The following is a 26,876-nucleotide window of genomic DNA, read 5'->3' as shown; positions in this document are numbered from 1 at the left end:
TCGGTCATCGCTCCGTTTCCGCCGCATGCCCCAGGCCCTCGGCGATCAGGTCGACGAGTTCTCCCACGGTGCGTACGGACATGAAGCGACGCAGGTCGAGCTTGACCGGCAGGTCCTGTTCCACGTTGACCATGAGGGACAGAGCTTTGAGGCTCGACCAGTCGTCGATGTCCTCGAACCTGGACTCCGGGTTCAGGCTGGACGGGTCCAGATCGGCGACCGGGGCGATCATCTCGGTGATCTGCGTCGTCAGGTCAGACATCGGCGGTCTCGCCTTCCAGGTCGATCCAGGCTGGCAACAGTCGGGGCAACGGTTCGAGCGCCAGATCGTAGGTCTGCCCCGACTCGGCGACCGGGGTGAAGCCGGCCTCCCGGTAGAAGGTCACGGCGGGGGCGTTGCGGGCTGTCGGAATGAGGTCGGCGACCAGACGCGACGCGCCGTGACGCGACGCGCGCTCGACCACGCCGTGCAGGACCGCGAACTCGATGCCTCGGGAGAACACCCGGCAGCTCATGACGAAGTTGTCGATCGTCCACTGCGCCGGTGCCACGGTGAGCAGGACGACGCCGACGGTGTCCTCCGAGCCGAGGCGATCGGCGACGTCGAAGACGAGGACCATGCGGTCGTCGGACGCCACGGCCTCCTCGATCTGCGCCTCCGTCCAGCGCAGGTTGGTGGTGTTGAACTGGTTGGTGCGCTGCAGGAGCTGATGGACCCGCGGCACCGAGTAGCTGTCGGCTCGGCGGATCCGGACGCGCAACTGCAGGCTCTCCAGGAAGGCCCGGGTGCTGCCGGCCTCGGCGAGGCCGGCGCGGCGCTGGACCTCCGCCCGGTAGCGCCCGGTGCGCTCCAGGTCGGTGTCGGTCAGCTGTACGACGTCGAACAGGCCGGAGCCGAGCAGCCGGGCGGCGTGGTCGGCGGGGTCGCCGTCGGCGTGCACCACGCGGACGTCGGGCAGCGACTGACGGACCAGCTCGCATTCGAAGGCGCTGTCGTCGAAGAACACCATGCTGTCCAGGCTCAGATTGAGCCGGTGCCCCAACTCCCGCAGGTTGCCGTCCTTCGGCGACCAGTTCACCGCCTGCGCCACGAAGTCCTCGGCGCGCAGCACCATCGCCGGGTGCTCGGCGAAGACCCGGGCGACCGGCTCGGGGCTGTTCTTGCTGCACACCGCCAGGAGTACGCCCTGTTGGCGCAGCTTCTTCGCGCGCCGCTGGACCTCGAGGTAGGCGTTGCCCGGGTAGAGCGATCCCAGTTCGATCCCGGTGGGCCCGTCATCGCCGATGACGCCGCCCCAGAGGGTCTGGTCCAGGTCCAGGACGAGGACCTTGCGGGACAGGCCGGTCAGGGCGCGGCAGAACGCCGCCGCTTCCGTCGCGTACAGGTCTTCCACGCCGGGCGACCAGGCCATGCGGGCGAACCGGTAACGCCGTTCGTCGCGTAGCGCGACGGGCTGGTTGGCGACGAGCGTCTCGAGGTCCAGGACGTGGACCTGCGGTGATCTGTCGGGTAGGTCGAGCAGCGCCAGGTTCGCCCGCCGCCAGGCCCGGCCGAGCGCGGCCCTGCTGCGCTGGGCGACGAGCGTCCGGTATTCGAGCGCGGAGAGTGGCACGGTGTGCAGCAGCATCGTGGCGCCCGTACGCGCCGCGAAGCCCAGCGTCAGCTCGCCGATCTCGGCGGCCGCAGCCGTGAGGTGCTGGTCCAGCGCCGCGAGATCGGTGGGATCCCAGTCATCGGGCAGCAGCGCTTCGTCGTGCAGGAGGCAGAGCACCACGTCGGGCGCGAAGTCGGCCAGCGGCGAGGCAGGGTCGCCGAGGTCCAGCATCAGCCGGCCGTAGCCGGTCAGCTGGATCTCGGCGTCGATCCCGGCCGCCAGCAGCGCGGTACGCAGCAGCGGAAGGAGGCCGTCCGCGGTGAAGGTGCCGGTGAGCCCGACCCGCAGTGGCCGCAGCGGTCGGCTGTCGCCGGCGACGAGCCGGGCGGGGACGCCGGCCAGCAGGCCGCCGACCTTGGCACGCTCGACCATCCCGGTCAGCTCCCGGATCGCGGGCCACAGCTGCGGGTCCGGGGCTGCGCCGTCCGTACGCAGACGGCGCAGCCGGGTGAGCAGGTCCGCCAGGGGAATCGGGTTCATATCCGCAGCAGGGTGACGGCCCAGTGCATGCCGCCGCCGAGGGTCGTCAGGGCGACCACGTCGCCTTCCTGAAGCTCGCCGGCCTGCATCAGCCTGTGCAGGGCCAGCATCTGGTCGGCCGCGCCGAAGTGGCCGAGGTCGAGGCCCAGATCGCCGGTGAATCGTTCCAGGGGGATGTCCAACGCCTTGGAGATGTCGCCCATCGCCTGCTGGTTGTCGTTGAGGTGGATGAACCGCTTGATCTGAGCGGGCTCGATGCCGCTCCGGGCGCAGACGCGGTCCACGGCCAGCCGCATGTTCCCGCCGAACTTCTTGAAGAACTCCAGCATCCGGCGGGCATCGTTGCCGAGGATCTCCGCGACCCGGCCGAGCGGATTGGCCTGCTTGCGCAGGTCGTCCTTGTCCATCGCCCCGGACACCCCGAACGGCTGGGCGGTCCCGCCGACGTCCATCCGGAAGAAGTCGGCGTACCGACCGTCGGTGATCGTCTCGGTGGCCAGCCACCTGCCGCGTTCGTGGCCGCGGCGCACCAGCGCCGCCACGGCGCCGTCGGACAGCACGCTCGTGCTCGTCTCCATCCGGTTCTGGTACGTGTCGCAGATCCGGTTGGACGAGACGATGAGCGCGTTCTGGTAGTTCTCGTGGGTGGCGAATCGGCCGGCGACGGTGTCGAAGGCCATCACCCCGGCGCAGCAGGCCTGGTTGACCAGGATCGCCTCGGCGTTGATGGCCCCGATCCGGCCCTGCACCGCGGCGGCGGCGTCCCAGCACAGGTACTCGGCGAAGTCCGCGATGGCCAGCACCACCAGATCGACCTCGGCGGCGTCGACCGAGGCGGCCTTCAGTGCCTGTTCGCACGCCTGCACGGCCAGATCCGTGAGCAGCGTGTTCTCCTCGGCGCGGTGGAAGCGCCGGTAGCCCCACGACCGCACCGTCTCGCGGCTGGTCGTGTACTGCTCGATCACCGCGTCGGTGACTTCCACCGACTCACCGAGAGATTCGCCGATGGCGACGATCCCGTACGACATCTCAGTCTCCTCCAGCTCTGTTCGGACGGGGCCGGTCACGCCGACGAGGTGTGGGCCGCCGCCGCCGATGGGGCGGACCCGGGCGCGGGGGGCTCGGCCTCGGCAGCGGCTGCCGGGCCGGGCTGGTCGTCGTGGGGTTTGTCCGCGTCGCTGCCGAGCCGCCTGCGCAGCAGTGCGGTGGGGAGCAGCATGAACAGACAGCCCACCGCCAGCCCCGCCACCAGCGGCACGCCGTTGCCGACCGGCAGCATGGCGGCGGCGATCGCCGGGCCGGCGATGGAGCCGCCGGTCGTCGCGAACGCGAACAGGGCGTTGGCCCGGCCCCGGACCTGGTCGTCGACGACGTCGTTGAGCAGCGCCGCGAGGACCGGTGTGACCATCACCTCGGCCGCGCCGAAGGGCACGCTGGACACGAAGAGCAGCACGAGCGCCGTCGTCCCGCTGGACTGGCCGGCGGCCAGGACCAGGAGCCAGCTGACGCCCCAGAGCAGCCCGGACGCCGTCAGCCAACTGGTCCGGCGGACCTGGCCGAGGCGGGGTATCACCACGAACTGCGCCACCACGACGACCACGACGTTGATGACGAACGCGCCCGCGACCCCGCGGGCGGGGACCGCGTGGTTGATCGTCAGGTAGCCCGGCAGGACCGACTCGAACAGCCCGTAGTAGAAGACCGCGGCCAGGCTCATGGTCGCGATGATCAGCACCACCACGGGGTTGCGCAGCACCAGGCGATAGGACGGCTTGGGCCCCGCGTCCGCGTCGCCCACCTCCTGGGCCGGCTTCTTCCCGGCCTCGATCGGCGCGACCGCCAGGAACACCGCCATGAACAGGAAGGTGAGGCCGTTGATGATCCAGAGCAGCTGATAGCGCCCCAGGGTGCCGTTCACCAGCACACCGCCGAGCAGGACCCCGAGTCCGACAGCGGCGTTGAAGACACCGAACTGGAGCCCGAAGAACACGGTGCGCTCCTTGGGCGGCACCACCGTGGCGAACATCGTCCGCACGACCGGGCCGACGCCGCCCCCCGCGATCCCGACCAGCGCCGCGACGGCGATCGCGACCCCCGGTCGGTCGACGAACGCGTAGAGGCAGGAGCCGATGGCGGCCAGCAGCATCACCGCGGGCATAACGATCCGGTGGCGGTACCGGTCGAGCAGGGCGCCCCAGACCAGTCCCGACAGGAACGAGGCGACAGCCGTGACCGCGAGCGCCGCCGCGGCCACCCGGATGTTGATGTGCCGCACCTCGGTGAGGTAGATCAGCAGGAACGGCAGCACCATGCCGATACCGAAGGCGTTGACGCCGTCGGCCAGCAGCAGGATCTGGGCTCGGCCGGGCAACCGCCTGAGCACGGCCAGCAGATTGTTGTCGGGTGCGGTGTCGGTGGGGGTGCTCATGGCCGTGGGTCCACTTCAGCGAACCAGATGGTGCGACCGGCGACCGGGAGGAATCCGGATCCGGGCAACGTCTGGGCGAGTTCGTACTGGCCGTCCTCCTCGGCGACGGCCGTCACCGACGCCGCGCCGGCGGCGTCGGCCATTCGCGCTGCCGCGGCGAGCAGCGCCGCGGGGACGCCCTGACCTGTCGCGTCCGCCAGCACCTGGCAGGCGAGCACGAACCCGTCCTCACCCTCGGCGAGCGGGGCAAGCGCCAGCCAGCCCAGGGCCGGACCGGAAGCCCGGCAGACCAGCAGCGCACCGCTGTTCTCCTCGATCAGGTCCGTGCGGATCTCGGCCGGGTCGGAGGTCATCCGGGCGCCGCCGGGCATGACCGCCTCCGCGATCGTGCGCGCTGCCAGGTCGACCAACTCGTCGACGGCGGCGCTGTCGGCACGGTCGACCACGTCGACCGTGAACCCTTCGGGCGCGTCCACGGCGGGGGCGCCCCTGTCGCGCCGCGTGATCAGGTGGTGGCCCATCGGCCGGAAGCCGTGCTTGCGTACCCAGGCGACCGACGGGTGGTCCTCGTCCGGCGTACCGGTCACCAGGCCCGTCTTGCCGTGTGCCCGCGCGTGCTCGCGGATCTCGCCGAGCAGCCGCTCGGCCAGGCCGCGGCGGGCGACGGCCGGGTGCACGACGATGTACATCAGATGGTTGGGTGGGTCTTCCACGCCCAGCTTGTCGCCGGACTGGGCGTAGGCCAGCAGCCGCTTGCCGTCGCGAACGACCCGGCGCAGCGGGTCGGAGCCGGGGACGAACGCGAGGTCGTCACCGCCGGCCTTGCGCACCTTGCCGAGTTTGGCGAGCGCGGCGCGCTCCTCCTCGTCGTCGCGCATCGGCTCGGACTCCGGCAGGTCGGGCGCGAGCTGGTACGCGTAGTGCAGGACTTCGTCAGCCGTCTGCTCCAGCCGGAAGCCCACCCGGGCGAGGACGCCCTGCGCGCCGGCGTTGTCCGCCGTGGTCCGCGCGACGACCCGACGTACGCCGGGCTGGGTGAAGGCCCAGCGGCACAGCTCGGCCACCGCCTCGGTGGCGTAGCCCTGGCCCCGGGCCGACTCGGCCAGGCCGAAGCCGATCTCCACGACGCCGTCCTTCGGCGGCCGGTGGAAGCCGAGGTCCCCGAAGGCACGCCCGTCGGCTCGCGCCGAGACCAGATACATGCCGAACCCGAACTGCAACTCCTGCGGAGTACGCGCCTGGAAGTTTTTGGCTCCGAAACCGGTGCCGGGAAGGGGGAAGTTCTCCACGTACTCGTCGGCGCTCGCCCCGCCCTCCAGCACGTCCAGCACACCGGCCACCTCGGCCGGGCTCAGCTCGCGCAGGCGGATCCGTTCGGTGCTGAGCACGTTGGTCGCGGCGACGCCCGCAGCCCGCGGGGTGCGCGGGCCCGGTCCGTTCCAGACCCGGTCGATGTGGTCGAGGCACTCCTGTTCGGAGCCCACGAAACCGGCGGGTTGCCAGCCGGTGGGCAACTTCCGGTGTTCGGCCCACGTGGAGTGGTGACCGCTGTCGTTCGTGACTACCTGGTAGGGCATTGGTGGAGTTCTCTCCTATGAGGCGGTTCGGGCTGTCGACCGGGACACGAAGTCCCATAGCCGTGACTTGGGGAAGAAGCCGGTGTCGACGCAGTGGCCGATCACGACTCGCAGGAGGGCGAGGTCGGGGGCGGGACACCGCAGGCCGGCCAGGGCGGCCGTGGTCGCGCGGGTGTCGTGCTCGATCACGGTGCCGGGGGGCCCGGTGAACTGCCGCAGGAATGGCGCGGCCTCCGCGTCCGCCTCGTCGGCCCCGTCGCGCGTGAGCCAGTCGACGACGCTGTGCGGGTCGGTGAGGATGGCGGGGTAGCCCAGGTCGCGCAGGATCTCGGTGAGCGCCGGCATGGTCAGTTGCTTCGGGTTGAGGACGTGGAACGTACGCCCGGAGTGCGACGGGTCTTCCGACAGACGCAGCACGGCGGCCGCGGCGAAGTCCACGGGCGTGACGTTCATGGTGAAGCCCGGCGCGTCGGGCACCAGCCCGCACCGCATGATGGCCCGCACCAGCTGGTACAGCAGGTTGCCCCGAGGGTCGGGCAGGAAGGTCCCCGTTCGGGTGTCGCCGATCAGGCCCCCAACCCGGTGCACGACCGCGTCGAGCCCATCCTTGACCGCGGCCCGGATCACTTGTTCGGCTTCGAACTTCGACCGCGAGTACGGGTTGTCGAACTGCTCGCCGCGGTCGAAGTCGTCCTCGTGAATGGTGACCGTCGGGCCGTCGCCGGGTGCCGCTCCGACGGCGGACGCGGTCGACACGTGCACCATCCGCCAGCCGCGGGCCAGCGCCAGCTCGGCCAGCAGCCGGGTCGGCACGACGTTGGCGGAGCGCAGGTCCTCGAGTCGGCCGAACATTTTCGACTCGGCCGCGGAGTGCACGACGGTTCCGATCCCGGTGATCGACGTGCTCAACGCCTCGGCGGTCAGCTCACGCAGATCGGTCTCGACGACGGTGACCCGGTCGCGGAGCCGGGGCAGGACGTCGGGGGCGTACCGGGCGACGGCCTCGTCGAGCCGGGCCGCCCCGCTGGCGCCGTCGCGGGGTCGGATCGGGCAGACGACCGTGCCGCCAGGTTCCCGCAGCAGCGTGGCGAGCAGGTGCACGCCCAGGAAGCCGGCCGCCCCGGTGAGCAGGACGTCCCCCCGGTCGGGCGAGGAGCTGACCGACGCGGACGCGGACGCGCCGGACGCGGAGGCGGCCAACTCGACGGCACGCGGCGGTTCGCGGTCGGGCTGGCTGGCGGCGGCCGGCTGTGGATCGGCCGCGGTGCCGCCGCCGGCGAGCACGTCCAGGTGGGCGGCGAAGGCCCCGACGGTGCGGTGCGTGAAGAAGTCCTGGATGGTGGCCTCGGGGAAGCGGTCCTGAATCTCGGCCAGGCACGCCAGGACCAGCATGGAGTGACCGCCGGCGTCGAAGAAGTCGTCGTCGACGCCGGTGATGTCGACTCCGAGCGCCTCCGACCAGGTCTCCGCGACGTAGCGCTCCATTTCGGTCATCGCCGCCTCCGGTTCTTCCTCTTCCACGCCCGGTCGAGGCTGCTCGGTCGGCTGACTCCCGGTCGGTGCGCCCGGCTCGGGGAGAGCGGCGGCCGGGACCGCCGCGAAGGCCGCGAGCAACGCGTCGTAGTCGGCGGCGAGGCCGCGTACCGTCGACTCGTCGAAGAGCGCGGGGTCGTATTCGAGGTCGAGGCGCAGGCTTCCGCCGCCGCCGGCGGTGACATACAGCGTGAGGTCGTACTTCGCCCCCAGGCCGGGCAACTCGACGGCGTTGGCGGGCTGCCCGTCGAACGCGGGCACCGCGAACTGGTCGGGCATGGTGAACATGACCGAGAACAGCGGGGTCCGGTCCAGGTCACGCCGCGGGTTGAGTGCGGCGACCAGCCGGTCGAACGGAAAGTCCGAGTGTCGCATCGCGTCGAGCACGGTCGTCTGGACGTGCCGGGCGAGGGTGTCGAAGTCCTGTCCGGGCGTGATCTGCACCCGCAGAACCAGTGTGTTCAGGAACGGCCCGAAGACACGTCGGGCCCGCTCGGACGTACGCCCGGTGGCCGGCGTGGCGATGGACAGGTCGTCGGCGCCGCTGCGCAGGCGCAGCAGGGAGGCGTAGGTCGCGAGCATCGTGCTGAAGAGGGTGACGTTGAGCCGTGCCGCGAGTTCCCTGGCCCGGGCGGCCTGCTCGCTGCTCAGCGTCCACGTCCACTGCGCGCCCGAGCCGACACGCACCTTCGGGCGCGGCCGGTCGGTGGGTAGCGGGACCAGGTCCGATGCCCCGGCGAGCTGATCCAGCCAGTAGGCACGGCTGGCCGAGGCGTCGGAGTCCGCGCCCAGCAGGTCGTGATACTGGATCGGCGCCGGCGCCACCTGGCCGGGGAGCCCGGTGCGGTGGCGGCGGTAGTCCTCGGCGAGTTCGTCGACCAGCACGCCCATGGACGTCGCGTCGCAGACCGCGTGGTGCGCGGTGAGCACGAGCAGGCTGCGCTCCGGTCCGCGTACCAGCGTGCCCCGCAGCGGGGTGGTGGTGTCCAGGCTCCGCACCGGCGGGTCGCTCACCTGGCGGGCCCACTCCCGGACGTCGAGATCGTCGACGAGCGGACGGCTGCCCGCCGTGCCGGCCTCGACCACCTCCAGCGTGGTGCCCGGTTCGGGGCGGATCTGGGGTACGAACTGCCCGCCGTCTCGGGTGAACACGGTGCGCAGGGCGCTGTGGCGGACCTGGGCGTCGCGGAAGGCGGCAGCCATGGCCACCTCGTCCACCCGTCCCGAGATCTCGATCGCCACGGTGACGTTGTGCTGGTTCGAGTCAGGCTGCATCAGGTCGATCATTAGCATGCCCTGTTGGACGGCCGAGACCCGATACGTGGCCACCGGGTCGGCCGGCAGCGCGACCGCGCCGGCCGCAGCGGCGGGCACGGTGGCCTCGGCCGGCAGGAGCCTCGCCATCGCCTCGAACGTGCCCGCGTCGAGCAGGTCCGCCAGGCTGGGCGCCGTGCCGAGCACGGCCTGCATCCGCTGTTGGAAACGCAGCAGGATCAGCGAGTCGCCGCCACTCTGCAGGAACGAGGTCTGCGGCTCGGGCGCGGCGCCCAACAGGTCCGTCCAGAGTTCGGCCAGCACCTCGCGCGGCGGCCGAGCCGGCACGGCCGGGTCGAGTGCGGCGGCGGCATTCGTGGCGGCCGCGGCGGCGAGCGCGGCGGGTTCGGGCCGCGTCGAGTGCGTACGCCGGTTGAAGCCGTACCCCGGTAGGTGCCGGCGACGTCCCGGCAGGCTTCCGGTCAGGTCGGCGGGGACCCCGTTGCACCATGCCTCGGCGGCGGCGCCGGCCACGGCGATGGCGGCGTCCTGATCGCGGCTGAGCGTGGGGACGAGCGCCGGCGGCGTCGGCAACTGGCTGGCCAGGGGCAGCAGCACCGGGTGCGGCCCGACCTCGATGAGCACGGTGGGCCGGTCGTCGGCGCAGGCGAGGGTGAGCGCGTCGGAGAAGCGGACCGGCTCAAGCAGGTGGTCACGCCAGTAGCCGGCGTCGGGCGCCTCGGTCAGCACACCGTGCGAACAACTGATCCACTGTGGCCCGGTGGGCGTCGACCACGCGACACGCTGCGCCGCCGCGGCGAAGTCGTCGGCCATCGGGGCGAGCAGCTCGCTGTGAAAGGCATGGGAGGTACGCAACCGCCGGCAGGTCAGGCCGGCGGCCTCCAGCCGGGCGCCGACGCCGGCCACGGCATCGGCCTCGCCGCTGAGCACCAGGTCACGGGGGCTGTTGTGGACCGCGACGCACATCCCCCGGGTCTGGTCGGCCAGGGCGGCGACGGCCGCGGCGTCCCAGCCGTCCTGCGCGGTGCCGGAGCACCGGACCGCGAGCATGGCCCCGGGCCGGGTCCGTTGCACCATGAGCACGCCTCGGCGGGCGACCAGCCGCAACGCGTCCTCGTCGGAGACCACACCGGCGGCGGCAGCGGCGCAGAACTCACCCACGCTGTGGCCGAGCACGGCGTCGGGCGTGATGGCGTACCGGCGGAGCACCCGCAGCAGGCCGAGTTGCACGGCGACGATGGCCGTCGCCGCGACGTCGGTGCGGGCCAGCGTGTCGGCCAGTTCCGGCTTGAACAGGCAGTTGAGCAGACCGGCCGGCACCTCGTCGCTCAGCAGGGCGTCGGCCCGGTCGAGCCAGTCGCGGAACTCCGGGTACGCCTGGTAGGCGCCGGCCGCCATGCCGGTGTACTGGCTGCCCTGGCCGCTGAACACCAGGACGGTACGCACCGGCGCCGAGGGCGCGCTGCCGCGGCGGTTCGTCGGGCTGGCCACCTGCTCGCGCAGGGCGTGAGCCGCGGCGGCCGGGTCGCCGGACACGACGGCGAGGCGCCGCTCGAACCGTTCGCGGCCATGCGTCAACGTGGTCGCGACGTCGTCGAGCGACAGGTCCGGGTGGTCGTCCAGGAACACGGCGAGGGTGTCAGCGGTACGCCCCAGAGCCGTCCCGCTGCGCGCCGACAGCGGCAGGATCCTGGGCAGCGGCACCGCGTCTTTCCGGGTGCCGTTGCCCGTCATGTCGTTGCCCGTCACCGCCCGACCTCCACCCGCTGCGTGAGTTCGTCCTGCTCGGTGAATTCCCGGAGCACGACGTGGGCGTTGGTGCCCCCGACGCCGAAGGAACTCACCCCGGCCACCCGGGCACGGCCGGTGTCGGTCCACGGCTCGGTCTCGGTGAGCAGGCGCAACCGGCCGTCCGAGGCGATCTCCTCGATCGGCTTGGCCGAGTTGGCCGTGCCGGGCAGGACGTGGTCGCGGACCGCGTACACCGCTTTGAGGAGCCCGGCGATGCCGGCCGCCGTGTTGCAGTGCCCGATCGAGGCCTTGACCGAGCTGATCGGCAACAGTCCGTCGCGTTCGCCGACGGCCTCGGCCAGCGCGGTGGCTTCGATCGCGTCGCCGAGCCGGGTGCCGGTCCCGTGGGTCTCGACGAAACCGATGTCGCGGCCCTCGACCCGCGCCGACGCCAGCGCGCGCCGGATGACGGAGACCTGGCCGTCGAAGCCCGGAGCGGCGTAGCCGGCTCGGGCGCGGCCGTCGTTGTTCACCGCCGAGCCGAGGATGACGGCGTGCACCGGGTCGCCGTCGCGCAGTGCGTCCGAGAGTCGGCGCAGCAGGACGACGCCCGCGCCGTCGCCGCCGACGGTGCCGGTGGCCCGTTCGTCGAAGGGCCGGCACACGCCGTCGTCGGCGTAGATCATGCCAGGTTCGTAGACGTAACCGCCGTCTGCGGGATCGAACACCGAGACGCCGCCGGCGAAGGCGTAGTCGCTCTCGCCCGACCGCAGGCTCGCGCACGCCAGGTGGACGGCGACCAGCGACGTCGAGCAGGCGGTGTCGATCATGACGCTTTCGCCGCGCAGGTCGTGCCGGTAGGCGAAGCGCGAGGCGGCGAACGACGGTTGCGAGGTGAACGCCGCGGTCAGGTCCTCGACCACGCCCGCCGCGGTGGCGGGTACGACCGGGTTCGCGCAGCCGGCGTAGATGCTGGTGCGATCGCGCAGTCGCTCCAGGGTCACCGCCGCGTCCTCCATGGCCGCCCAGAGGCATTCGTGGAGCATCCCGTGCTGCGGATCGGTGGCCCGCGCCTCGTCCGGGGTCAGGCCGAACAGCTCGGCGTCGAACGACCTCGGATCGTCCAGCCGGCCCCACCTGGCGATGCGGCGGCGCCCACCGTCGACCTCCACGATCTGCGCGTCGGCGCCGGCCACGCAGTCGCCGGACAGGTTGCGCCAGAACGCACGCACGTCGGCGGCTCCGGCGAATCGGCCGGCCGTACCGATGATGGCGATGGGCTCGCCGGGCGCCACGGCCGCCGCGCCCGCACCGGTCTGCGAGCCCGCGCCGGACGCCACGGCCAGGAACTGCGCCTGCGCCCGGATGGACGGGAAGCGGAAGAGGTCCGCGACGCGGAATTCGGCGTCCGCGTGCCGCTTCAGCGCGGATTGCAGCCGTGCCAGCAGCAGTGAGTGCCCGCCGGCGTCGAAGAAGTTGACGTCGTCGTCGGTCACGGCGGCGCCGAGCACCTCGCGCCAGGCCGCCCGCACCGCGTTCACCGCGCCGGGCGCGTCGACCGCCGCCGAGCGGGCCGTTGCCACCGTGTCGGCGCTGTCCACGCCCAGCGGTGCGGGAGTCGGCAACCGCTTCGGGTCCACCTTGCCGTTGGCGTTGAGCGGAAGCGCGTCCACCCGCGTCCACCGGCTCGGAATCGCGGCGACGGGAAGAACGTCGGCCAGGCGGTCACGTACCTGCGCCAACGTGGCGCCCGGCGCGAGGACGAGATAGGCAGCGATCTCCTTCTCGTCCCGCGCGTTGCGCCAGCCGGCGACGTGGACCTCGCGGACGGCCTCGTCGGCGAGCAGCGCCGCACGGACCTCGCCGAGCTCGATCCGCTGGCTGCGGATCTTCACCTGGTCGTCCGTGCGCCCGATGAACTCCAACTCGCCGTTCGGAAGCCGACGTACGCGGTCGCCGGTGCGGTAGAGCACGGCTCCCGGCCGGCCGCTGAACGGGTCCGGCACGAAGCTCCCGGCCGTCTGACGTGGGTCGCCCAGGTACCCGGCGGCCAGGCCCGCGCCGCCGAGCAGCAGTTCGCCGGGGGCCCCGACCGGGGCGAGATCGTAGGTGCCCGCCCGCACCACGTACGCCTCGGTGCCGGGTACGCAGCGCCCGAGCGGGAGCGCCCGGCTGCCTTCGTCGACCTGGTCGATCGGGGCGAGCACCGAGGTGAACGAGTTCTCGGTCGGCCCGTAGGTGTGCACCAGCACACCCGGCCCACACCAGGTGAGTGCCCGTGCCACGTGCGGGACCGAGGCGACGTCACCGCCCAGCGACAGCAGGGTGAGGGACTGCAGAAGCTCGGGCGCCTCGGTGACGATGGAGTGGAAGACCGGCGTGGTGATGATCAGCGCCGTCACGCCGAACCGGTGCACGGCGTCACGGAGCTCGGTCGGCGCGAGCACCAGCGCCCCGTCGAGGACGACGAGCCGCGCCCCGTGCGTCAGGGCGCCCCAGATCTCGAAGGTGGCGCCGTCGAAGTTCAGCGGGCACAGCTGCGCCACCCGGTCGTTCTCGTCGATCCGCAGACGACCGCCGTTGCGCATCAGCCGGGCGACGCCCCGGTGCGGGAGCAGGACGCCCTTCGGACGCCCGGTCGAGCCGGACGTGTAGAGCACGTTCAACAAGGTGTCGGAGGTCAGCGGCACGGCCGGCGGCTCGTCGGCGTCGCCCTCGGCGCGAACCTCCTCCAGCGTGTGCGCGGTGCCGCCGAGGCGCGCGGCCCCGCCGGCCAACGCCGCCGTGGTGAGGATCCGGCCGATGCCGGCGTCCTGGACGATGCCGGCGAGCCGGGAGGCGGGATGGTCCGGGTTCATCGGCACGTACGCCTTGCCGGCCAGGGCGATACCGAGAAAGGCGATGACGACGTCGATGCCGCCGGGCATCAGTACGCCGACCGTCGGGGCTGGTTCGTCGCCGTCCGCCGCGAGCAGCCAGTTCGCGACGCGAGAGGCGGACGCGACCAGCTCGCCGTAGGTCAGTTTCTGCTCGCCGTGAACGACAGCGACCCGGTCGGGGCGGGATCGGGCCACCTCGACGACCAGGTGCGGCGGCGGCACCGAGACGTCGGCGGGCGTGTCGTCCCAGGTGCCGGTGGCGGCCGCGTCCCGGTCGGCTTCGCGCAGCAGGTCGCCCAGCGCGGCGCTGGGCTGTGTGGCCGCGGCCAGCAGCAGCCCGCGCAACTGCGCCAGCATGGCCCGCACGGTCGTCGGACGGTAGAGGGCGGCGTCGTACTCCAGCTCCAGGGTCAGGCTGGCGGGCCTTTCCACGATCGCCGCGCAGAGGTCGTACTTGACGGCTCCGAGGTCGATGCCGATGCGGGACACTTCGGTGTCCGGCAGTACGCGCGTCGGCCGAGGCTCGCTGAGGTGCGTGTAGACGCTGCGGTAGGCCGGGTAGCGGCGACCCCGTGCGGCGACTGCGGCGCGCAGGACGGCGGTGTCGACCGCCGACAGCTCGAACGACTCCAGCACCTGAAGGTGGAGCGCATCCAGATGGTCGCTCCACAAGGTCGCCGGGTCGAAGGCCGAGCGGATCGGCAGCAGCCGGCTCAGCATGCCGACGGTGCGATGCGTGTCGGGGTCGACACGGGCGCTGAACGGTGTGGCCATCAGGCCCTCGTCCAGGCCGCTCCACTGGTGCAGCACCACCGACCAGCCGGCGAGGCCGGCCGTGGACATCGACACCCGCGCTCGCTCGACCATAGCCCGGACAGCGGCGAGGTCCGCGCCCTCGACGGTCATCTCCTCGCGTGCCGCGCGCGACGGCCGCGTACCCCGGACAAGGTCGGGGATCGGCTCCAACACCTCGGGGTCGGGCCCGAGCAGGTCCACCCAGTAGTCGACGGCGTCCGCGTCCGGTGGTTCGGCTGGCTGCACCTCCTCGGTGTCGGCCGGTGCCGGGCTGGAGCCGTCGATCGCCGCGTCGTAGAGCGCCAGGAAATCGTCGACCGCCACCTCGACGGACCAACCGTCCATGACGATGTGGTGCACGGTGAGCACCAGCACCGCGCCACCGGGGTGCAACAGCAGGTCGGCCCGCGCCACACCGGCGGACCCGAGGGCGATCGGCCGCAAGCCGACCCGGGCAGCCCACGCCGCACGTGCCTCGTGATCCCACTCCTCGGCGACGCGGACGACCCGGAGCGGGGGTTCCACGGCGTCGGAGGTCGTCTTGCGCAGCTGCCCGGCCGCATCGAGCGCGAACGACGATCGCAGGTCGGGATGGCGCTCGAACAGCCCGCGCAGCGCCACGCGGATCGCGGCCTCGTCCGGCCGAGCGTGGAATTCGAGGGCGGTCGGGACGTTGTAGCGCGGGGACTCCGGGTCCTGAGTGGCGGCCAGCCACAGGTCGAGCTGTTCGGACGTGGCGATGGCGCTGCCGTCGGTCAGGTCCGGGAGGCCGGATCGACGCGGTCCGGTTGCGTGGTGTCGCATCAGTCGTCGCCCTCCGCGGCCGAGCGGGAGGCCCGCTGATAGGTCTCATCGACGCTGCGCCAGAGGCCGGGGAAGAGCGAGTGTTCGGCGAGGCGCTCCAGGGCGTTGATCGGTGCACCACGCATGCTGAGCGGTTCGGCGGGTTTCTCGGACGCGTCGCCGCGGCGGGCCGCCGGGTGGCCGCCGAGGTGGCTGCGGACCAGGCGCAGATGAAGCTGGTTCCACTCCATGCTCTTGCAGTCGAGCAGGTGGATGCCGTTGCGGGCCTGCGCGAGGGCGGCCAGCCGATCGCTGGGCGTCGGCCCCTCCAGCCGGCCGGACTCCTCGATCAGGTCACGGTGGCTGATGCCGTGCCGCTCCAGCGCCGCCTCGAAGGCGCGCCACACGGCGGTGCAGACCCGGCGGAGGTTCCGCCGTCCCGGCGAGTCGAGGCCGGTGGAGTTGGTCATGAGCAGGTCGCGCATGCTCAGGAAGCTGGCCTGCGAGAAGGACTCCTGGAGCAACCGCACGGCGTGCACGGGAAATTCGCCGAGCTCGACGGTTCGGTCGAGCAACCGGCTGGCCAGGGCGAAGTCGTCCTGGTCCAGGGCAGCACAGACCCGGCACAGCTCGTGATGCATGGAACACCACGCGTACTCACTGATCAGGTGGACCACCTGGAACATCCGATGGTCGGCGTTCAGGAGCTTCGACTGTGGAACGAGCGCCTGCAGAGCGAGCGTGACGCCGATCTCGGCTTCGTAGTGGCTGTTCCGGTCGTACTCGAATCGAAGGAGTCGGTCCGGTTCGTCCGGGTTGAGGATCACCCGTGCTTCGCCGGGTCTCCCGGTTTCACTGCGCGCAGCAGCCACCAGCCATCGTCCCCCCGTTTGGAACAAACATGCGGCAACGAGCGTATGTCAATGTCTGTCAGATGTGAAGGCGGTTCATCGGGGGAGACTCCCGCCGATACCTCGGACCCCACCGATGACCTGGCCGCGCCAGACGTTAATAGACGCAGGTCAGCGCAGCTTGATCACACTGCGCTATGACCATTTGGCTCAGGATTGCGCCCATATTGGACCCGACGACGTCGGCCCGTCATCGTCGGGACGTAGGTCTTCATTTTTGACAGACATTGACATACGCTCCTTGCCGCAAGTTTGTTCTTCAAACGGGGGAGGACGATCGCTGGTGGCTGCTGCGTGCAGCGGGACCATGAGGCCCGGCGACGCCGATGGGAAGCCGCTCTTATCGCCACGAAGCCCGCGGCAGTATCCGGGGCATGTCGTGTATCAACCGGCTTGAGCACGTTGACATATTTCCGCGCCCACAAGGCAATCCAGGCAGGGACCCATTTGTCGATGAGTAATGGCAACGGGGAAGCGCAAGTACGACAAGCGCTGTCCACATTCCACGAGGATCTTCTGACACTTCCGGCCGACGTTGATCTGATTGATTCCCGACTGATCAATTCGCTGGCGTTCATCACGCTCATGCAGAACCTGATCGACGCATCGGGCTGCGAGCCCGATCTCGACGCGGTCCCGATCGCCAAACTCCGGACCATCGACGGTCTCGTGGAGATCTTCTTCGGCTCGGACGCGCCCGCCCCGCAGGTGACACAGTGACGTCCGGGCAGACGGTCGCCGGACGGGGACTGACCTCGTTGTCGGCCGAGCAGTTCCGGATCGTCGAGTCGGTGGACGCGCAGGTCCTGGAGTGGGCCAACCGGATCGGCGCACCCGCCGAACGCCATGCCGAACTGCTGACCGTCGAGGACCTGTCCCGCATCGACTACTTCGACAGCTTTCCGCAGCTCGCGCACCGGGTCACGCCGTGGCTCGACGAGCCCGACGACGACCTCGTGCTCACCTCCGCGGCGTGCTACGGCGCCTACTTCTCCCGCGTCGGCTCCACCGTCGACAACCGCACACTGCTCACCGTGCGGCAGACGTGCCGGCGACGGGAGGTCGCGTACACGCCGCTGCGTCGGCAGCGGGAGTTCCAGATGCGGGAGGTGGTGATGATCGGCGGCCGGGTCGAGGTCCAGGAATTCCTGGACGAGGGTCGGGAGGCGATCCGCGCCATCGCCGCGTCGCTCGGCGCCTCGGGAGAATTCCTCGTCGCGGCCGATCCGTTCTTCAAAAAAGACGATCAACGGCTGCTGCACCAGAAGCTTTTCCCCACGAAGCAGGAGTTCACCGACTCCAGCGGCCTGGCCATCGCTTCGGTGAACTCGCACCGCAACTTCTTTGGTGAACGCTGCGAGATCACGCTCGCAGACGGCACGCACGCCTTCACCGGCTGCGTCGCATTCGGTTTGGAACGCTGGGTCGACACGCTGACCCGCAGCTGACACGAGTCGGTGTAGGCAAGGAGACAGACGCCAGATGACCACCACGACCGAGTCGCCGGACCGCTTCACCGCAGTGCTCCGGCGGCTGACCGAGAAGTCCGTCACCGACCACTACAACCCGTACACCCACTTCGACTGGCCGGACTCCCTGCCCCAGGAGGCCTACTGGATGTCGCCGTCGCTGCTGAGCATCCACGGCACCGAGCTCGAGTCCGAGCTCACCGAGGCCCAGAAGATGGCGCTCAGCAAGTGGGAGAGCATCAACTTCTACAGCATGAACGTGCACGGCATCCGCGAGCTGCTCACCGAGGTCGTCGACCGGATCCACACCCGCGGGTTCGAAGACGCGTCGGAGTTCTTCCACCACTTCATCGGCGAAGAGAACGAGCACATGTGGTTCTTCGCCGAGTTCTGCCTGCGTTACGGCGGGAAGCTGTACTCGACGCTCCGGCTCAAGGGCGAGTCCGAGCAGGCCACGGACCTCGCCAACTTCCTGGTGTTCAGCCGGATCCTGCTCTTCGAGGAGCTGGTGGACCACTACAACGTCACCATGGCGAACGACGCGCTGCTGCACGACACCATCCGCGAGATCAACCGGGTCCACCACCGCGACGAGTCCCGGCACATCGCGTTCGGCCGCGAGCTGGTGGGCATGCTCTACGAGCGGGTCCGTCCGGCGATGACCGAGCAGCAGCGGGGCGAGGTCGAGTCCTACCTCAAGGACTACATCGCCGTGATCCTGAACTCCTTCTGCAGCTCGGTGGTCTACCGGGATGCCGGGCTGGGCCACATCGCGGGGCTGCGCAGCCGAGTACTCGCCCACCCCGGACGCAAGGCCGCGGTGCGGCTCGCGGTACGCAAGCCGATGGGCTTCTTCGTCAAGCAGGGGATCTTCACCGATAACACGATTCCCGGCCTGTGACCGCGTCCCAGGAGAGGACGGCGGCGCCCTTCGCCGAAATCCGGGACCGGCTGGGCGAACGGTACGCGCTGGCGCAGGTCACCCTCGCCGACCTCGAGACCGACACGAACGCGGTGCTGCGGCGCCTGCGGGACGAGAGCCCGGTGGCGGTGTGCGCCGAGCTCGAAGCGCTGCTCGTGCTGCGCTGGGCCGACGTGCAGACCGTGATCTCAAGGTCGGAGCTGTTCCGGTCGGACCAGCCGGACAGCTTCCTGACCCGGTTCGTCGGGCCGAACATGCTCCACAGCGAGGGGCAGGAGCACCACGCGGCACGGTCGGTGGTCCTGCCCGCGTTCCGGGCCGCCGACCCCCGACTGCCGGCCGAGGTCGACAGGCGCTACGCGGAGCTGCGCGGATCGCCGAGGAACGGCACGCCGTGCGATCTGGCGAGGGAGTTCTGCATTCCGCTGGTCGCCCAGGCCACCATCAACCTGCTCGGCTGCGAGGAGTCCGTGACGCCGGCGCAGATGGACCGCTGGGGCCCGCTGGTGAGCAAGGGCGCCTTCGACTTCCACGAGTTCGGCGCAGCCCGTGACGACGTCGACGGCGTCCGGGCCGAGATCGCGGCGATGGTCGCGGAGTACGTCACCGGCAAGCGGCGCGCGCGTCCGGACACGGTGCTGGGTTGCCTGGCGAAGGCGTCGAGCTCGCTGGACGAGACACGCCGGATGATCGAATTCATGATCATTGGAGCGGACGCCGGACCGCGGGAGGGCCTGAGCACGGTCCTGGCGTGTGTCCTCGCGGCCGACAGTGAGCTACGCGGCCGTCTGGTCGACTCGGCGGCCCTGCGGCAGAGCTTCGTGGACGAGGCGTTGCGCTGGGAGTCGCCGATCGGCGGCATCACCCGCGAGGCGCGCGTCGACACCGAGCTCTCCGGCGTCGCGATCCCGCGCGGCACCCGGGTCATCGGGGTGTTGTCCAGCGCCAACCGGGATCCGCAGCGCTGGCCGGACGGTGACACGTTCGTGGCGGACCGGGGCGACCGGGCCCACCTGTCGTTCGGGGCCGGCATGCACGGCTGCATCGGCGCGGCGCTCAGCCGCCGCCTCGCGGACGCGATGGTCCTGGCCGTGGCGTCGGATCCGGCCGTGCGGCCGCACGCCGTCCCCACGTATCGCGGATGGTGGTACCGCGGGCCGGCGGCGGTGCTCGCGTCCTGGAACTGATCCCCGCTCAGGTGGTGAAGCGCCGCCGGCATCGTCCGGCGGCGCTGCACGCGTCGTCGGTCGTGGTTCCCGCCGGCCGGCGACAGTTCCTCGAACATGCGGTATCAGGGCCGCGGTTTGTTCGACTCCGCCATCATGAGCTTCCACTGGTGCTTCCCCTGACGTACCCGCTCGGCGGCGAGCCGGGCGTCAGTGCGGGCCGCTATCCGCTCGTTCTCGCGCAGCAGTTTGTTGTAGCTCACCAGCCGCCGTGCGGGGAGCACGCCTTCCTCGATGGCGTCCTTCACCGCGCAGCCCGGCTCGGCGTCGTGCGCGCAGTCGTGGAACCGGCAGTCGGCGGCGAGTTCTTCGATGTCCGAGAACGCCCGCTCCACGCCGTCGCCGCCGTACAGGCCGACGCCCCGCAGACCTGGTGTGTCGATGAGAACGCCGCCGCCCGGAAGGGGGATCAGCTCGCGGGTCGTGGTGGTGTGCCGGCCCTTTTCGTCCCGGTCCCGGGTCTCCCCCACGGCCATCACCTCGGCACCGGCCAAGGCGTTGGTCAGGGTCGACTTCCCCGCGCCGGACGGGCCGATCAGCGCGGTGGTCGCGGGCAGGCACGCCCGGAGGACGTCCATGCCTTCCCCGCTGACCGCGCTGACCACGAGGACCGCCGCACCCGGCGCGACGGCCTCCACGTCGTCGATGTGCCCCTGAGCGTGGGTGACGTCCGCCTTGGTCAGCACGACGATCGGCTGCGCCCCGCTCTCCCAGGCCAGGGCCAGGAAGCGCTCGATGCGGCCGAGATCCGGTTTCGCGGCGAGCGAGGCAACGATCAGTACGGCGTCGACGTTGACGGCGAGCACCTGCCCGTCCGAGCCCGCCCCGGCGCTGTTCCGGACGACGGCGGTGCTGCGCGGCAGCAGCGCGGCGAGCGAGGCCATGCCCGACGCGCCGAGGTCGACCGCAGCCCAGTCGCCGGTGCAGGGGCAGTTGACCGGGTCCGGGTCCAGGACCGGCGCGGTCTCGGCCCGGATGGTCCGGAGGCCGACGCCCGAGGCGTCTGCGATGACGACGTCGCAGCGGCCCAGGTCGACCCGCGCCACGCGGCCCGGAACGAGCCCGGCCTCGGCGAGCGACGCGAATTCCGCCTCCAGCTCCGCGGTCCAGCCGAGGACGGTGAGCGGGTGGTCGATCCGCTGGGCGGTGAGATCTTCGTACGATGACACGCGTCGGCCTTTCACGGCGGATGGCGATGGCCGGCGCTCCGAAACGGACGCCTTACGCCGGTCTCGCGTCGGCCAGCGTAGCGCAGGCCCCCTGCGGGCGGCAGACCGATCAGCGCGAATGGTTCAGCACGCCGAGCCCCGGGCCACGGACCTCTGCTATCGAGTCGGCAAGGGTTTCCACTCCGTCGGTGATGGAGCGTTCGGTGAGGGTGGCGTAGCCGAAGATCAGGCCGCCGAGCCCGGCAGGGTTCAGGCGGTACCGGGAGACGCCCTGCACGACCAGTCCGCGCCGGGCGGCGGCGGCCACGACCGGGGCCTCGTCGAGGTCGTGCGGGAGCCAGGTGACGACGTGTTGGCCCGCCGCGACACCGACCGGTTCCAGTTCGGGCAGCCGTGCGTGCAGCGCGGCCAGAAGTGCGTCGCGGCGGCGGCGGTAGACCGGGCGCATGCGCCGTACGTGCCTGTCGAACTCGCCACGGCTGAGGAAGTCGGCGAAGGTCAGTTGGTCGATGACGGGAGAGCCGCGGTCGGCCCGTACCTTGGCCGCCGTGATCTCGTCGACCAGGTGTGACGGCGCGAGCAGCCATCCCAGGCGCAGCCCCGGCGCCAGGGTCTTGCTCGCTGTGCCGCAGTAGACGACGGTGTCGGGTGCCAGCCCCTGCATGGCGCCGACAGGCGAGCGGTCGTAGCGGTACTCCGCGTCGTAGTCGTCCTCGATCACCACGGCGCCGCGACGCTGCGCCCAGGCGATGACCCGGGCCCGCGCGGTGGCCGACAGGACGCCGCCGGTGGGCCACTGGTGTGAGGGCGTGAGCACGACGGCGTCCGCGTCGGTCTGTTCCAGTTCATCGACGGAAATACCGTCTGGCCCGACCGGGACGCCGATCACGTCCAGGCCGACGCCGGCCGCGACGAGGCGGGCGTCGTCGTCTGCGGACGGGTCCTCGACGGCCAAACTGCGGGCGCCGCGCGCCGCGAGCACCTGGAGTATCAGCGCGACGCCCTGGCCGTAGCCACTGCAGATCACGACGTTCTCCGGATGGGCCGATGTGCCGCGGACCCGGCTGAGATAGTCGGTCAGGGCGGCGTGCAGTTCGGGTACGCCACGCCCGTCGAGGTAGGCGAAGCGTTCGTTTGGCGTGGTGGTGAGGACCGTTCGCACCGAACGCAGCCAGGCGGCCCGTGGGAATGACGACACGTCGGTGCGGCCGTACCCGAAGTCGATCCGGGCCGTCGGCCGACCCTCGCCGCTCCGAGCCGCCGACGGTGCGACCGGCTCGACTGCGACCTGGGTGTACCCGCCCGCCCGACTGGTGAGGTAACCCTCGGCGACGAGTTGCTGGTAGGCCTCGACGACGACGCCGCGTGAGACTCCCAGATCGGCTGCGATGGTGCGGGTGGGCGGCAGGGACGTCCCGAGACGCAACCGGCCGGCCCGGATGCTGCCCCGGATCGAGGCGGCGATCTGCCGGTGCAGCGGTTCGGCAACAGATCGGTCGACATGGATGAGCAGATCCTCCGCCGTGCTCGAATTGGTCCTGCTTCGCACCATGGAATCGGACCTTATCCGGTATACCGATTTCCGTCAGGCTCGGACGTATGACGACAACGACCAGTCCCCGCTTCGACGGCCGCGTCCTCACCCCGGGTGATCCGGGTTACCACGCGGCCCGCACCGTCTGGAACGCCATGATTGACCGGCACCCCCGGATGATCGTGCAGGCCGCGAGCGTCACCGACGTGGTGGCCGCGGTGCGCCTGGCCCGCGAGCGAGACCTGGAGATCGGCGTACGCTGCGGCGGGCACAACGTGGCCGGCCTCGCCGTCCCCGCGAACGGCCTCATGATCGACCTGACCCGGTTGAACGACGTTCGGGTCGACCCGATCCGGCGACGCGCCCGGGTCCAGGGTGGCGCGCTGCTCGGCGTACTCGACCGGGCGTCGCAGCCATACGGCCTCGCCACGACTGCCGGCAACGTCTCGCACACCGGGGTCGCCGGCCTGACCCTCGGCGGTGGCATGGGCTGGCTCGCCCGCCAACACGGTTTGGCCTGTGACAACGTCGTTTCCTACACGATGGTCACCGCGGACGGCGAGGTCGTTACCGCGAGCCGAGCCGCAAACCCCGACCTCTACTGGGGCCTGCGCGGCGGGGGCGGCAACTTCGGCATCGTCACCGACTTCGACTTTCAGCTGCACCACACCGGAACGCAGACCCTGGTGGCCGAGTTCGACTTCCGCGCCGAGGACGCCGTGCCGGTGCTCGAAGGCTGGCGGGACCTCAACACCGTCGCGCCACGGCATGCGACCTTCACCGCTGATGTCCACAGCACGGCCAGCGGCCCAATCGCCACCGTCGGCTTCGTATGGGTCGGCGACCCGGTACAGGGTCGCCGGTTGCTGCCGGCGATGCGCGCGCTCGGGCGGCCGCTCGCTGAGCGGGTCACCACCCCGTCCTACCTGGAACTGCAGGAACGCGACGACACGGTCGGCGGGCACGCCTACCGCCGGTACTCCAGTGCGCACTACCTGCGGCAGTTTCCCACCGCCGCGATCGAGGCGTTCCTGTTGCGCGGCGCGGCAGACCTGCACGCCGACGCCTACCTGCCCGGCGCAGGCCTGCAGGCGCACGGTGGCGCGATCGCTGACGTCGCGGATGCCGATGCCGCGTTCAGTCACCGCGGTACCGCGTTCGAGTTCGGCGCCGGCTCCCGCTGGACCGAGCCATCCGAAGACGACAGCTGGATGGCAGCGGCTCGCAGTGCAGGAGCGGCACTCGACCCGTACGCCGACGGCGTCTACGTCAACTCCCTCGCCGCCGACGAGGGGCAATGCGGGGTACGCCGCGCATACCCGGCGGCCAAGCTCGCCAGGCTCACCGCCCTCAAGACGATCTGGGACCCGGACAACGTGTTCCACCTCAACCACAACATCCGGCCGACCTCGGGCCACGACGTACTGCGTTGACCCGGCAGCACAGCGTAGTTAGCGTTAACAACCCTCGTCCACTCCAGAGGGAGCCCGTCCCGCTCAAGGAGGATCAATTGAGACTGCGACAGCGAAGGCCACGTCTCGGGTTGAGTCGGAAGGGTAGAGGTGTCGCGGTCCTGGCACTGGGTGCGCTGCTCTCGGCCTCGTTCGCGGGGGTGCCCGCGAACGCTGCCGAGGAGCAGCTCGACGAGAGTCTGGTGCACCACTTCGCCCTCGACGAGACCAGCGGGACGACGTTGGTCAACTCAGGTAGCGCGGGCTCGGCGGCGAACGCCACACTTGTGCATCCCGAGAAGGCGACCCTGACCGGCGACGGACTCAGGTTCAACCCCGACTCCTACGAGAGTGCCCTCGACGGCGCATACGTGGCGCTGCCGAACGACATCACCGCCGGCATGTCGAACCTCACCGTCGACTATGACGTGTGGATCGACCCGGCGAACGTCGGCGAGCACCAGATGTGGAGTTTTGGCCGCAAGTCCGGCTCGTGCGACGTCGACTCCGGCGCCGAGGGCTCCCTCTTCGCGTCGAACACCCAGCGGTTCCGCGTCGCGGTGGGCACGGCGAACCTCCAACAGAACCGGGTCCGCCTGCTGGAGGGGGCGTGGACGCATGTCACCTACACCCAGGCACTGAACTCGAACGGTACGAGCTGGACCGGCACGCTCTACCTCGACGGCGTGCTGCACGCGACGTCGACGAACCTGACCACGCCACCGTCGGTGAACGCTGCGGGGACCAACTGCAACTTCCTCGGTCGCTCGCAGACGTCGGGCCACTACTCGTTCCGCGGCACGCTGCGAGACTTCCGCGTGTACGACCGGGCAGTGAGTCTCGACGAGACACTCGCCCTGGCGGAGAAGACCGTCGCCAGTGGCGTCCGCGCCGACGCCGCCGCCATCGACCTCGGTCTGACCAGTGCGGTCGTCAGTGACATCACCCTGCCCAAGGCGGGCTCCGTAGCGGGCTCGGCCATCACCTGGACGAGCTCCGACCCGTCGGTCGTCGCGGTCTACACCCCGCCCGCCGTCGCCAGCGCACGCAAGGTCGCGATGACCGGCAGGATCACCCGGCCCGCGCAGGGGCAGCCCGACGCGACAGCCACGCTCACCGCGACTGTCCGCAAGGGCGCCCAGGAGGTCAGCACGCGGGAGATTCCCGTCGTGGTGAAGGCCGAGTTCGACGATGCGCAGGCGGTCGACCGTGACACCTTCGACCTGACCCTGAACACCACCAACGACGTACGCGGAAACCTCGACCTCGCTGCCAAGGGCGCGTTCGGGTCCACGATCACCTGGAGGTCGACAACCGACCTCGTCACCCCGACGGGTGAGGTCACCCGCCCGGCCTTCGGCCATGAGAATGTTGCCGCCACCCTGACGGCGACCGTCACCAAGGGCACGGCCTCGCAGACGAAGTCGTTCCCGGTGAAGATCATCGCCATGCCGCGAACCGAAGAGTACGAGCGGTACTTCATGGGGTACTTCAAGGGCGAGGGGATCGCCGACGGCGAGCAGATCATGTTCGCGACGTCCAACGGAAACACCGCTCTGGACTGGACCGGTCTGACCGGGGGCCGGCCGTCACTCATCTCCCAGCTGGGCGACCAGGGGCTTCGTGACCCGCACATCGTCCGCTCACCCGACGGCGACACGTTCTACATGATCGCCACCGACCTGAACTGGTACGACCAGGGTGGCTACGCCATCAACGACACCCAGTACATCGAGGTGTTCGAGTCACACGACCTTGTGCACTGGACCCCTCAGCGGCACGTGAAGGTCGCGCCCGACAACGCCGGCAACGCCTTCGCCCCTGAGTCGCTGTGGGTCGAGGAGATCGGCGCCTACGTCGTGTTCTGGGCCCAGTCGCTGTGGAGCAACCCCGTGAACCGCACAGGTCAGGGGAACGCGCAGATGTGGTACGCCACGACCCGGGACTTCCAGACGTTCTCCGCTCCCCAGGTCTGGCAGAATCCAGCCCCGCTGTCGCGGATCGACACGACCGCGATCCGGGTCGGGGACCACTACTACCGGGTGACCAAGAACGAGGCCGGCAACCAGGGCTCGGACATCTTCTCGGAGAAGCACACCGACTTCCTGGACAGCGACATCGACAACTGGACGTTGGTCGCGCCGGCTCTGGGGCGCACGACGTGGGTCGCCAACCAGGGGTACGAGGGACCGGTCATCTTCAAGGCCAACCCCGGTGACACCTCCTGCCCCGGCCAGCTCTACCTCTGGGGTGACCGGTACACCAACGGTGGTGGTTACCAGGCCGCGTGCCACGAGAACATCGAGGCGCCGACCTGGAACGCCAAGGCCATCACGATGACCAACGCGGGTGTCGTCCGTCCGCGTCACGGCACCGTGATCCCGCTGACCGTGCGCGAGTGGAACGACATCCGCGAGATCCCGAACAGCGACGTCGCGACCACCACCGAGGTGGCTGTCGAGCCGTACGCGAGCGGGGCCCAGACGACCACGGCCACCGTGACAGTCAGGGCGGCCGACGGGTTCGAAACCGGCGGTCAGGTGCGGGTCAGCATCGGCTCATGGTCGAAGCTCGCCCAAGTGAGCGACGGCGCGGCCACGGTCACGTTGCCGACGGGTCTGCCCGCGGGTGCCCGAACGGTCAAGGCCGAGTACCTCGGCTTCGACTACCTGACGGCGTCGGAGGGTACGGCGTCGTTCGAGGTGCCCTCCGGCCCGCTCGCCGTCAAGGTCCACGCCAAGGCCGCGCCGGCGTCGGTCGTCCGCGGGGACACGTTCAGACTGAACGTGACTGTTGGGCCGGCTGGCGGGCCGAAGCACCACTCTCCGACCCCGACCGGCGAGGTCACCGTCACCTTCGGTGGCGCGGTGCAGGTGGTGGCACTAGCCGACGGTAAGGCCGTCGTCGACCTGCCGACCGCCGACCTGCAGCCCGGGAACTACCGGGTACACGTCGCCTACTCTGGCAACCCGACCTACCAGCCCCACGCCGCCAACTACCAGACGTTGACGGTACGCAAGCAGAGATAGGCACCCGGAGTCGCTTGACCGCAAGCAAG

Annotated in this window: 16 protein-coding genes; 6 read left to right on the top strand and 10 right to left on the bottom strand. The window is 70.7% G+C overall.

Annotated elements, in window-relative coordinates:
* Positions 1-4 precede the first annotated feature (4 nt).
* The 8 genes from V6U86_RS00515 to V6U86_RS00480 are packed head-to-tail and all read right to left on the bottom strand — an operon-like array spanning position 5 to position 15,963.
* Positions 5-262, bottom strand: a complete 258-nt coding sequence (locus V6U86_RS00515) for an acyl carrier protein (protein WP_334497134.1) — start codon at positions 260-262, stop codon at positions 5-7.
* Positions 255-2,135 carry an HAD-IIIC family phosphatase gene (locus V6U86_RS00510; protein WP_334497132.1) on the bottom strand — a complete coding sequence of 627 codons (1,881 nt, stop codon included), beginning with the start codon at positions 2,133-2,135 and terminating at the stop codon, positions 255-257. Before V6U86_RS00510 ends, V6U86_RS00515 begins: the two co-directional genes overlap by 8 nt.
* On the bottom strand, positions 2,132-3,163 hold the full coding sequence (locus V6U86_RS00505; protein WP_334497130.1) for a 3-oxoacyl-ACP synthase III family protein: 1,032 nt from the start codon (positions 3,161-3,163) through the stop codon (positions 2,132-2,134). Before V6U86_RS00505 ends, V6U86_RS00510 begins: the two co-directional genes overlap by 4 nt.
* A 35-nt stretch (positions 3,164-3,198) precedes the next feature.
* Positions 3,199-4,563, bottom strand: coding sequence for an MFS transporter (locus tag V6U86_RS00500; RefSeq protein ID WP_334497128.1), 1,365 nt, complete (start codon positions 4,561-4,563; stop codon positions 3,199-3,201).
* Complete coding sequence (locus tag V6U86_RS00495) at positions 4,560-6,140, bottom strand: GNAT family N-acetyltransferase (RefSeq protein WP_334497126.1); 1,581 nt, start codon at positions 6,138-6,140, stop codon at positions 4,560-4,562. The genes V6U86_RS00500 and V6U86_RS00495 overlap by 4 nt, the downstream gene beginning before the upstream one ends.
* 15 nt (positions 6,141-6,155) lie before the next feature.
* The gene (locus tag V6U86_RS00490; RefSeq protein ID WP_334497124.1) at positions 6,156-10,697 is read right to left on the bottom strand and encodes a condensation domain-containing protein; all 4,542 of its coding nucleotides are present in this window, start codon (positions 10,695-10,697) and stop codon (positions 6,156-6,158) included.
* Positions 10,694-15,157: an amino acid adenylation domain-containing protein gene (locus tag V6U86_RS00485; protein WP_334497122.1), complete on the bottom strand. Its 4,464-nt coding sequence runs from the start codon at positions 15,155-15,157 to the stop codon at positions 10,694-10,696. The genes V6U86_RS00490 and V6U86_RS00485 overlap by 4 nt, the downstream gene beginning before the upstream one ends.
* Positions 15,157-15,963 carry a hypothetical protein gene (locus tag V6U86_RS00480; RefSeq protein ID WP_334497120.1) on the bottom strand — a complete coding sequence of 269 codons (807 nt, stop codon included), beginning with the start codon at positions 15,961-15,963 and terminating at the stop codon, positions 15,157-15,159. Before V6U86_RS00480 ends, V6U86_RS00485 begins: the two co-directional genes overlap by 1 nt.
* Before the next feature lie 537 nt (positions 15,964-16,500).
* On the opposite strand from V6U86_RS00480, the gene V6U86_RS00475 reads away from it, so the two are divergent.
* Genes V6U86_RS00475 through V6U86_RS00460 form a run of 4 tightly spaced genes read left to right on the top strand, consistent with a single transcriptional unit; the run spans position 16,501 to position 19,625 of the window.
* Positions 16,501-16,767 carry a hypothetical protein gene (locus V6U86_RS00475; RefSeq protein WP_334497118.1) on the top strand — a complete coding sequence of 89 codons (267 nt, stop codon included), beginning with the start codon at positions 16,501-16,503 and terminating at the stop codon, positions 16,765-16,767.
* Positions 16,764-17,495 (top strand): hypothetical protein, encoded by a 732-nt coding sequence (locus V6U86_RS00470; RefSeq protein ID WP_334497116.1) that lies wholly within the window; start codon positions 16,764-16,766, stop codon positions 17,493-17,495. Before V6U86_RS00475 ends, V6U86_RS00470 begins: the two co-directional genes overlap by 4 nt.
* A 34-nt stretch (positions 17,496-17,529) precedes the next feature.
* Complete coding sequence (locus tag V6U86_RS00465; protein WP_334497114.1) at positions 17,530-18,417, top strand: diiron oxygenase; 888 nt, start codon at positions 17,530-17,532, stop codon at positions 18,415-18,417.
* On the top strand, positions 18,414-19,625 hold the full coding sequence (locus tag V6U86_RS00460) for a cytochrome P450 (protein WP_334497112.1): 1,212 nt from the start codon (positions 18,414-18,416) through the stop codon (positions 19,623-19,625). The genes V6U86_RS00465 and V6U86_RS00460 overlap by 4 nt, the downstream gene beginning before the upstream one ends.
* 104 nt (positions 19,626-19,729) lie before the next feature.
* Here V6U86_RS00460 and rsgA read toward each other — a convergent pair whose 3' ends face one another.
* Both rsgA and pdxR read right to left on the bottom strand, forming a co-directional pair.
* Entirely contained in the window at positions 19,730-20,833 is a 1,104-nt protein-coding gene (gene rsgA, locus V6U86_RS00455; RefSeq protein ID WP_334497111.1) for a ribosome small subunit-dependent GTPase A, read from the bottom strand.
* 109 nt (positions 20,834-20,942) lie between these two features.
* Positions 20,943-22,385, bottom strand: a complete 1,443-nt coding sequence (pdxR, locus tag V6U86_RS00450) for a MocR-like pyridoxine biosynthesis transcription factor PdxR (RefSeq protein ID WP_334497109.1) — start codon at positions 22,383-22,385, stop codon at positions 20,943-20,945.
* 47 nt (positions 22,386-22,432) lie between these two features.
* Here pdxR and V6U86_RS00445 point away from each other — a divergent pair, with 47 nt between their 5' ends.
* Complete coding sequence (locus tag V6U86_RS00445) at positions 22,433-23,800, top strand: FAD-binding oxidoreductase (RefSeq protein WP_334497107.1); 1,368 nt, start codon at positions 22,433-22,435, stop codon at positions 23,798-23,800.
* Positions 23,801-23,877: 77 nt separating this feature from the next.
* Positions 23,878-26,847, top strand: a complete 2,970-nt coding sequence (locus V6U86_RS00440) for an immunoglobulin-like domain-containing protein (RefSeq protein ID WP_334497106.1) — start codon at positions 23,878-23,880, stop codon at positions 26,845-26,847.
* The last annotated feature ends 29 nt before the right edge of the window (positions 26,848-26,876 follow it).

The organism is Micromonospora sp. CPCC 205558 (genome assembly GCF_036902955.1).
Lineage (GTDB): Bacteria > Actinomycetota > Actinomycetes > Mycobacteriales > Micromonosporaceae > Micromonospora.
The sequence above is the reverse complement of the archived record's forward strand: the minus strand, read 5'-3'. Positions and strand labels throughout refer to the sequence as shown.

Excerpts from the sequence above, each read along its gene's own strand:
- V6U86_RS00515 (WP_334497134.1), bottom strand. The coding sequence starts at position 262 with ATGTCTGACCTGACGACGCAGATCACCGAGATGATCGCCCCGGTCGCC.
- V6U86_RS00510 (WP_334497132.1), bottom strand. The coding sequence starts at position 2,135 with ATGAACCCGATTCCCCTGGCGGACCTGCTCACCCGGCTGCGCCGTCTG.
- V6U86_RS00505 (WP_334497130.1), bottom strand. The coding sequence starts at position 3,163 with ATGTCGTACGGGATCGTCGCCATCGGCGAATCTCTCGGTGAGTCGGTG.
- V6U86_RS00500 (WP_334497128.1), bottom strand. The coding sequence starts at position 4,563 with ATGAGCACCCCCACCGACACCGCACCCGACAACAATCTGCTGGCCGTG.
- V6U86_RS00495 (WP_334497126.1), bottom strand. The coding sequence starts at position 6,140 with ATGCCCTACCAGGTAGTCACGAACGACAGCGGTCACCACTCCACGTGG.
- V6U86_RS00485 (WP_334497122.1), bottom strand. The coding sequence starts at position 15,157 with ATGCGACACCACGCAACCGGACCGCGTCGATCCGGCCTCCCGGACCTG.
- V6U86_RS00475 (WP_334497118.1), top strand. The coding sequence starts at position 16,501 with ATGAGTAATGGCAACGGGGAAGCGCAAGTACGACAAGCGCTGTCCACA.
- V6U86_RS00465 (WP_334497114.1), top strand. The coding sequence starts at position 17,530 with ATGACCACCACGACCGAGTCGCCGGACCGCTTCACCGCAGTGCTCCGG.
- pdxR (WP_334497109.1), bottom strand. The coding sequence starts at position 22,385 with ATGGTGCGAAGCAGGACCAATTCGAGCACGGCGGAGGATCTGCTCATC.
- V6U86_RS00445 (WP_334497107.1), top strand. The coding sequence starts at position 22,433 with ATGACGACAACGACCAGTCCCCGCTTCGACGGCCGCGTCCTCACCCCG.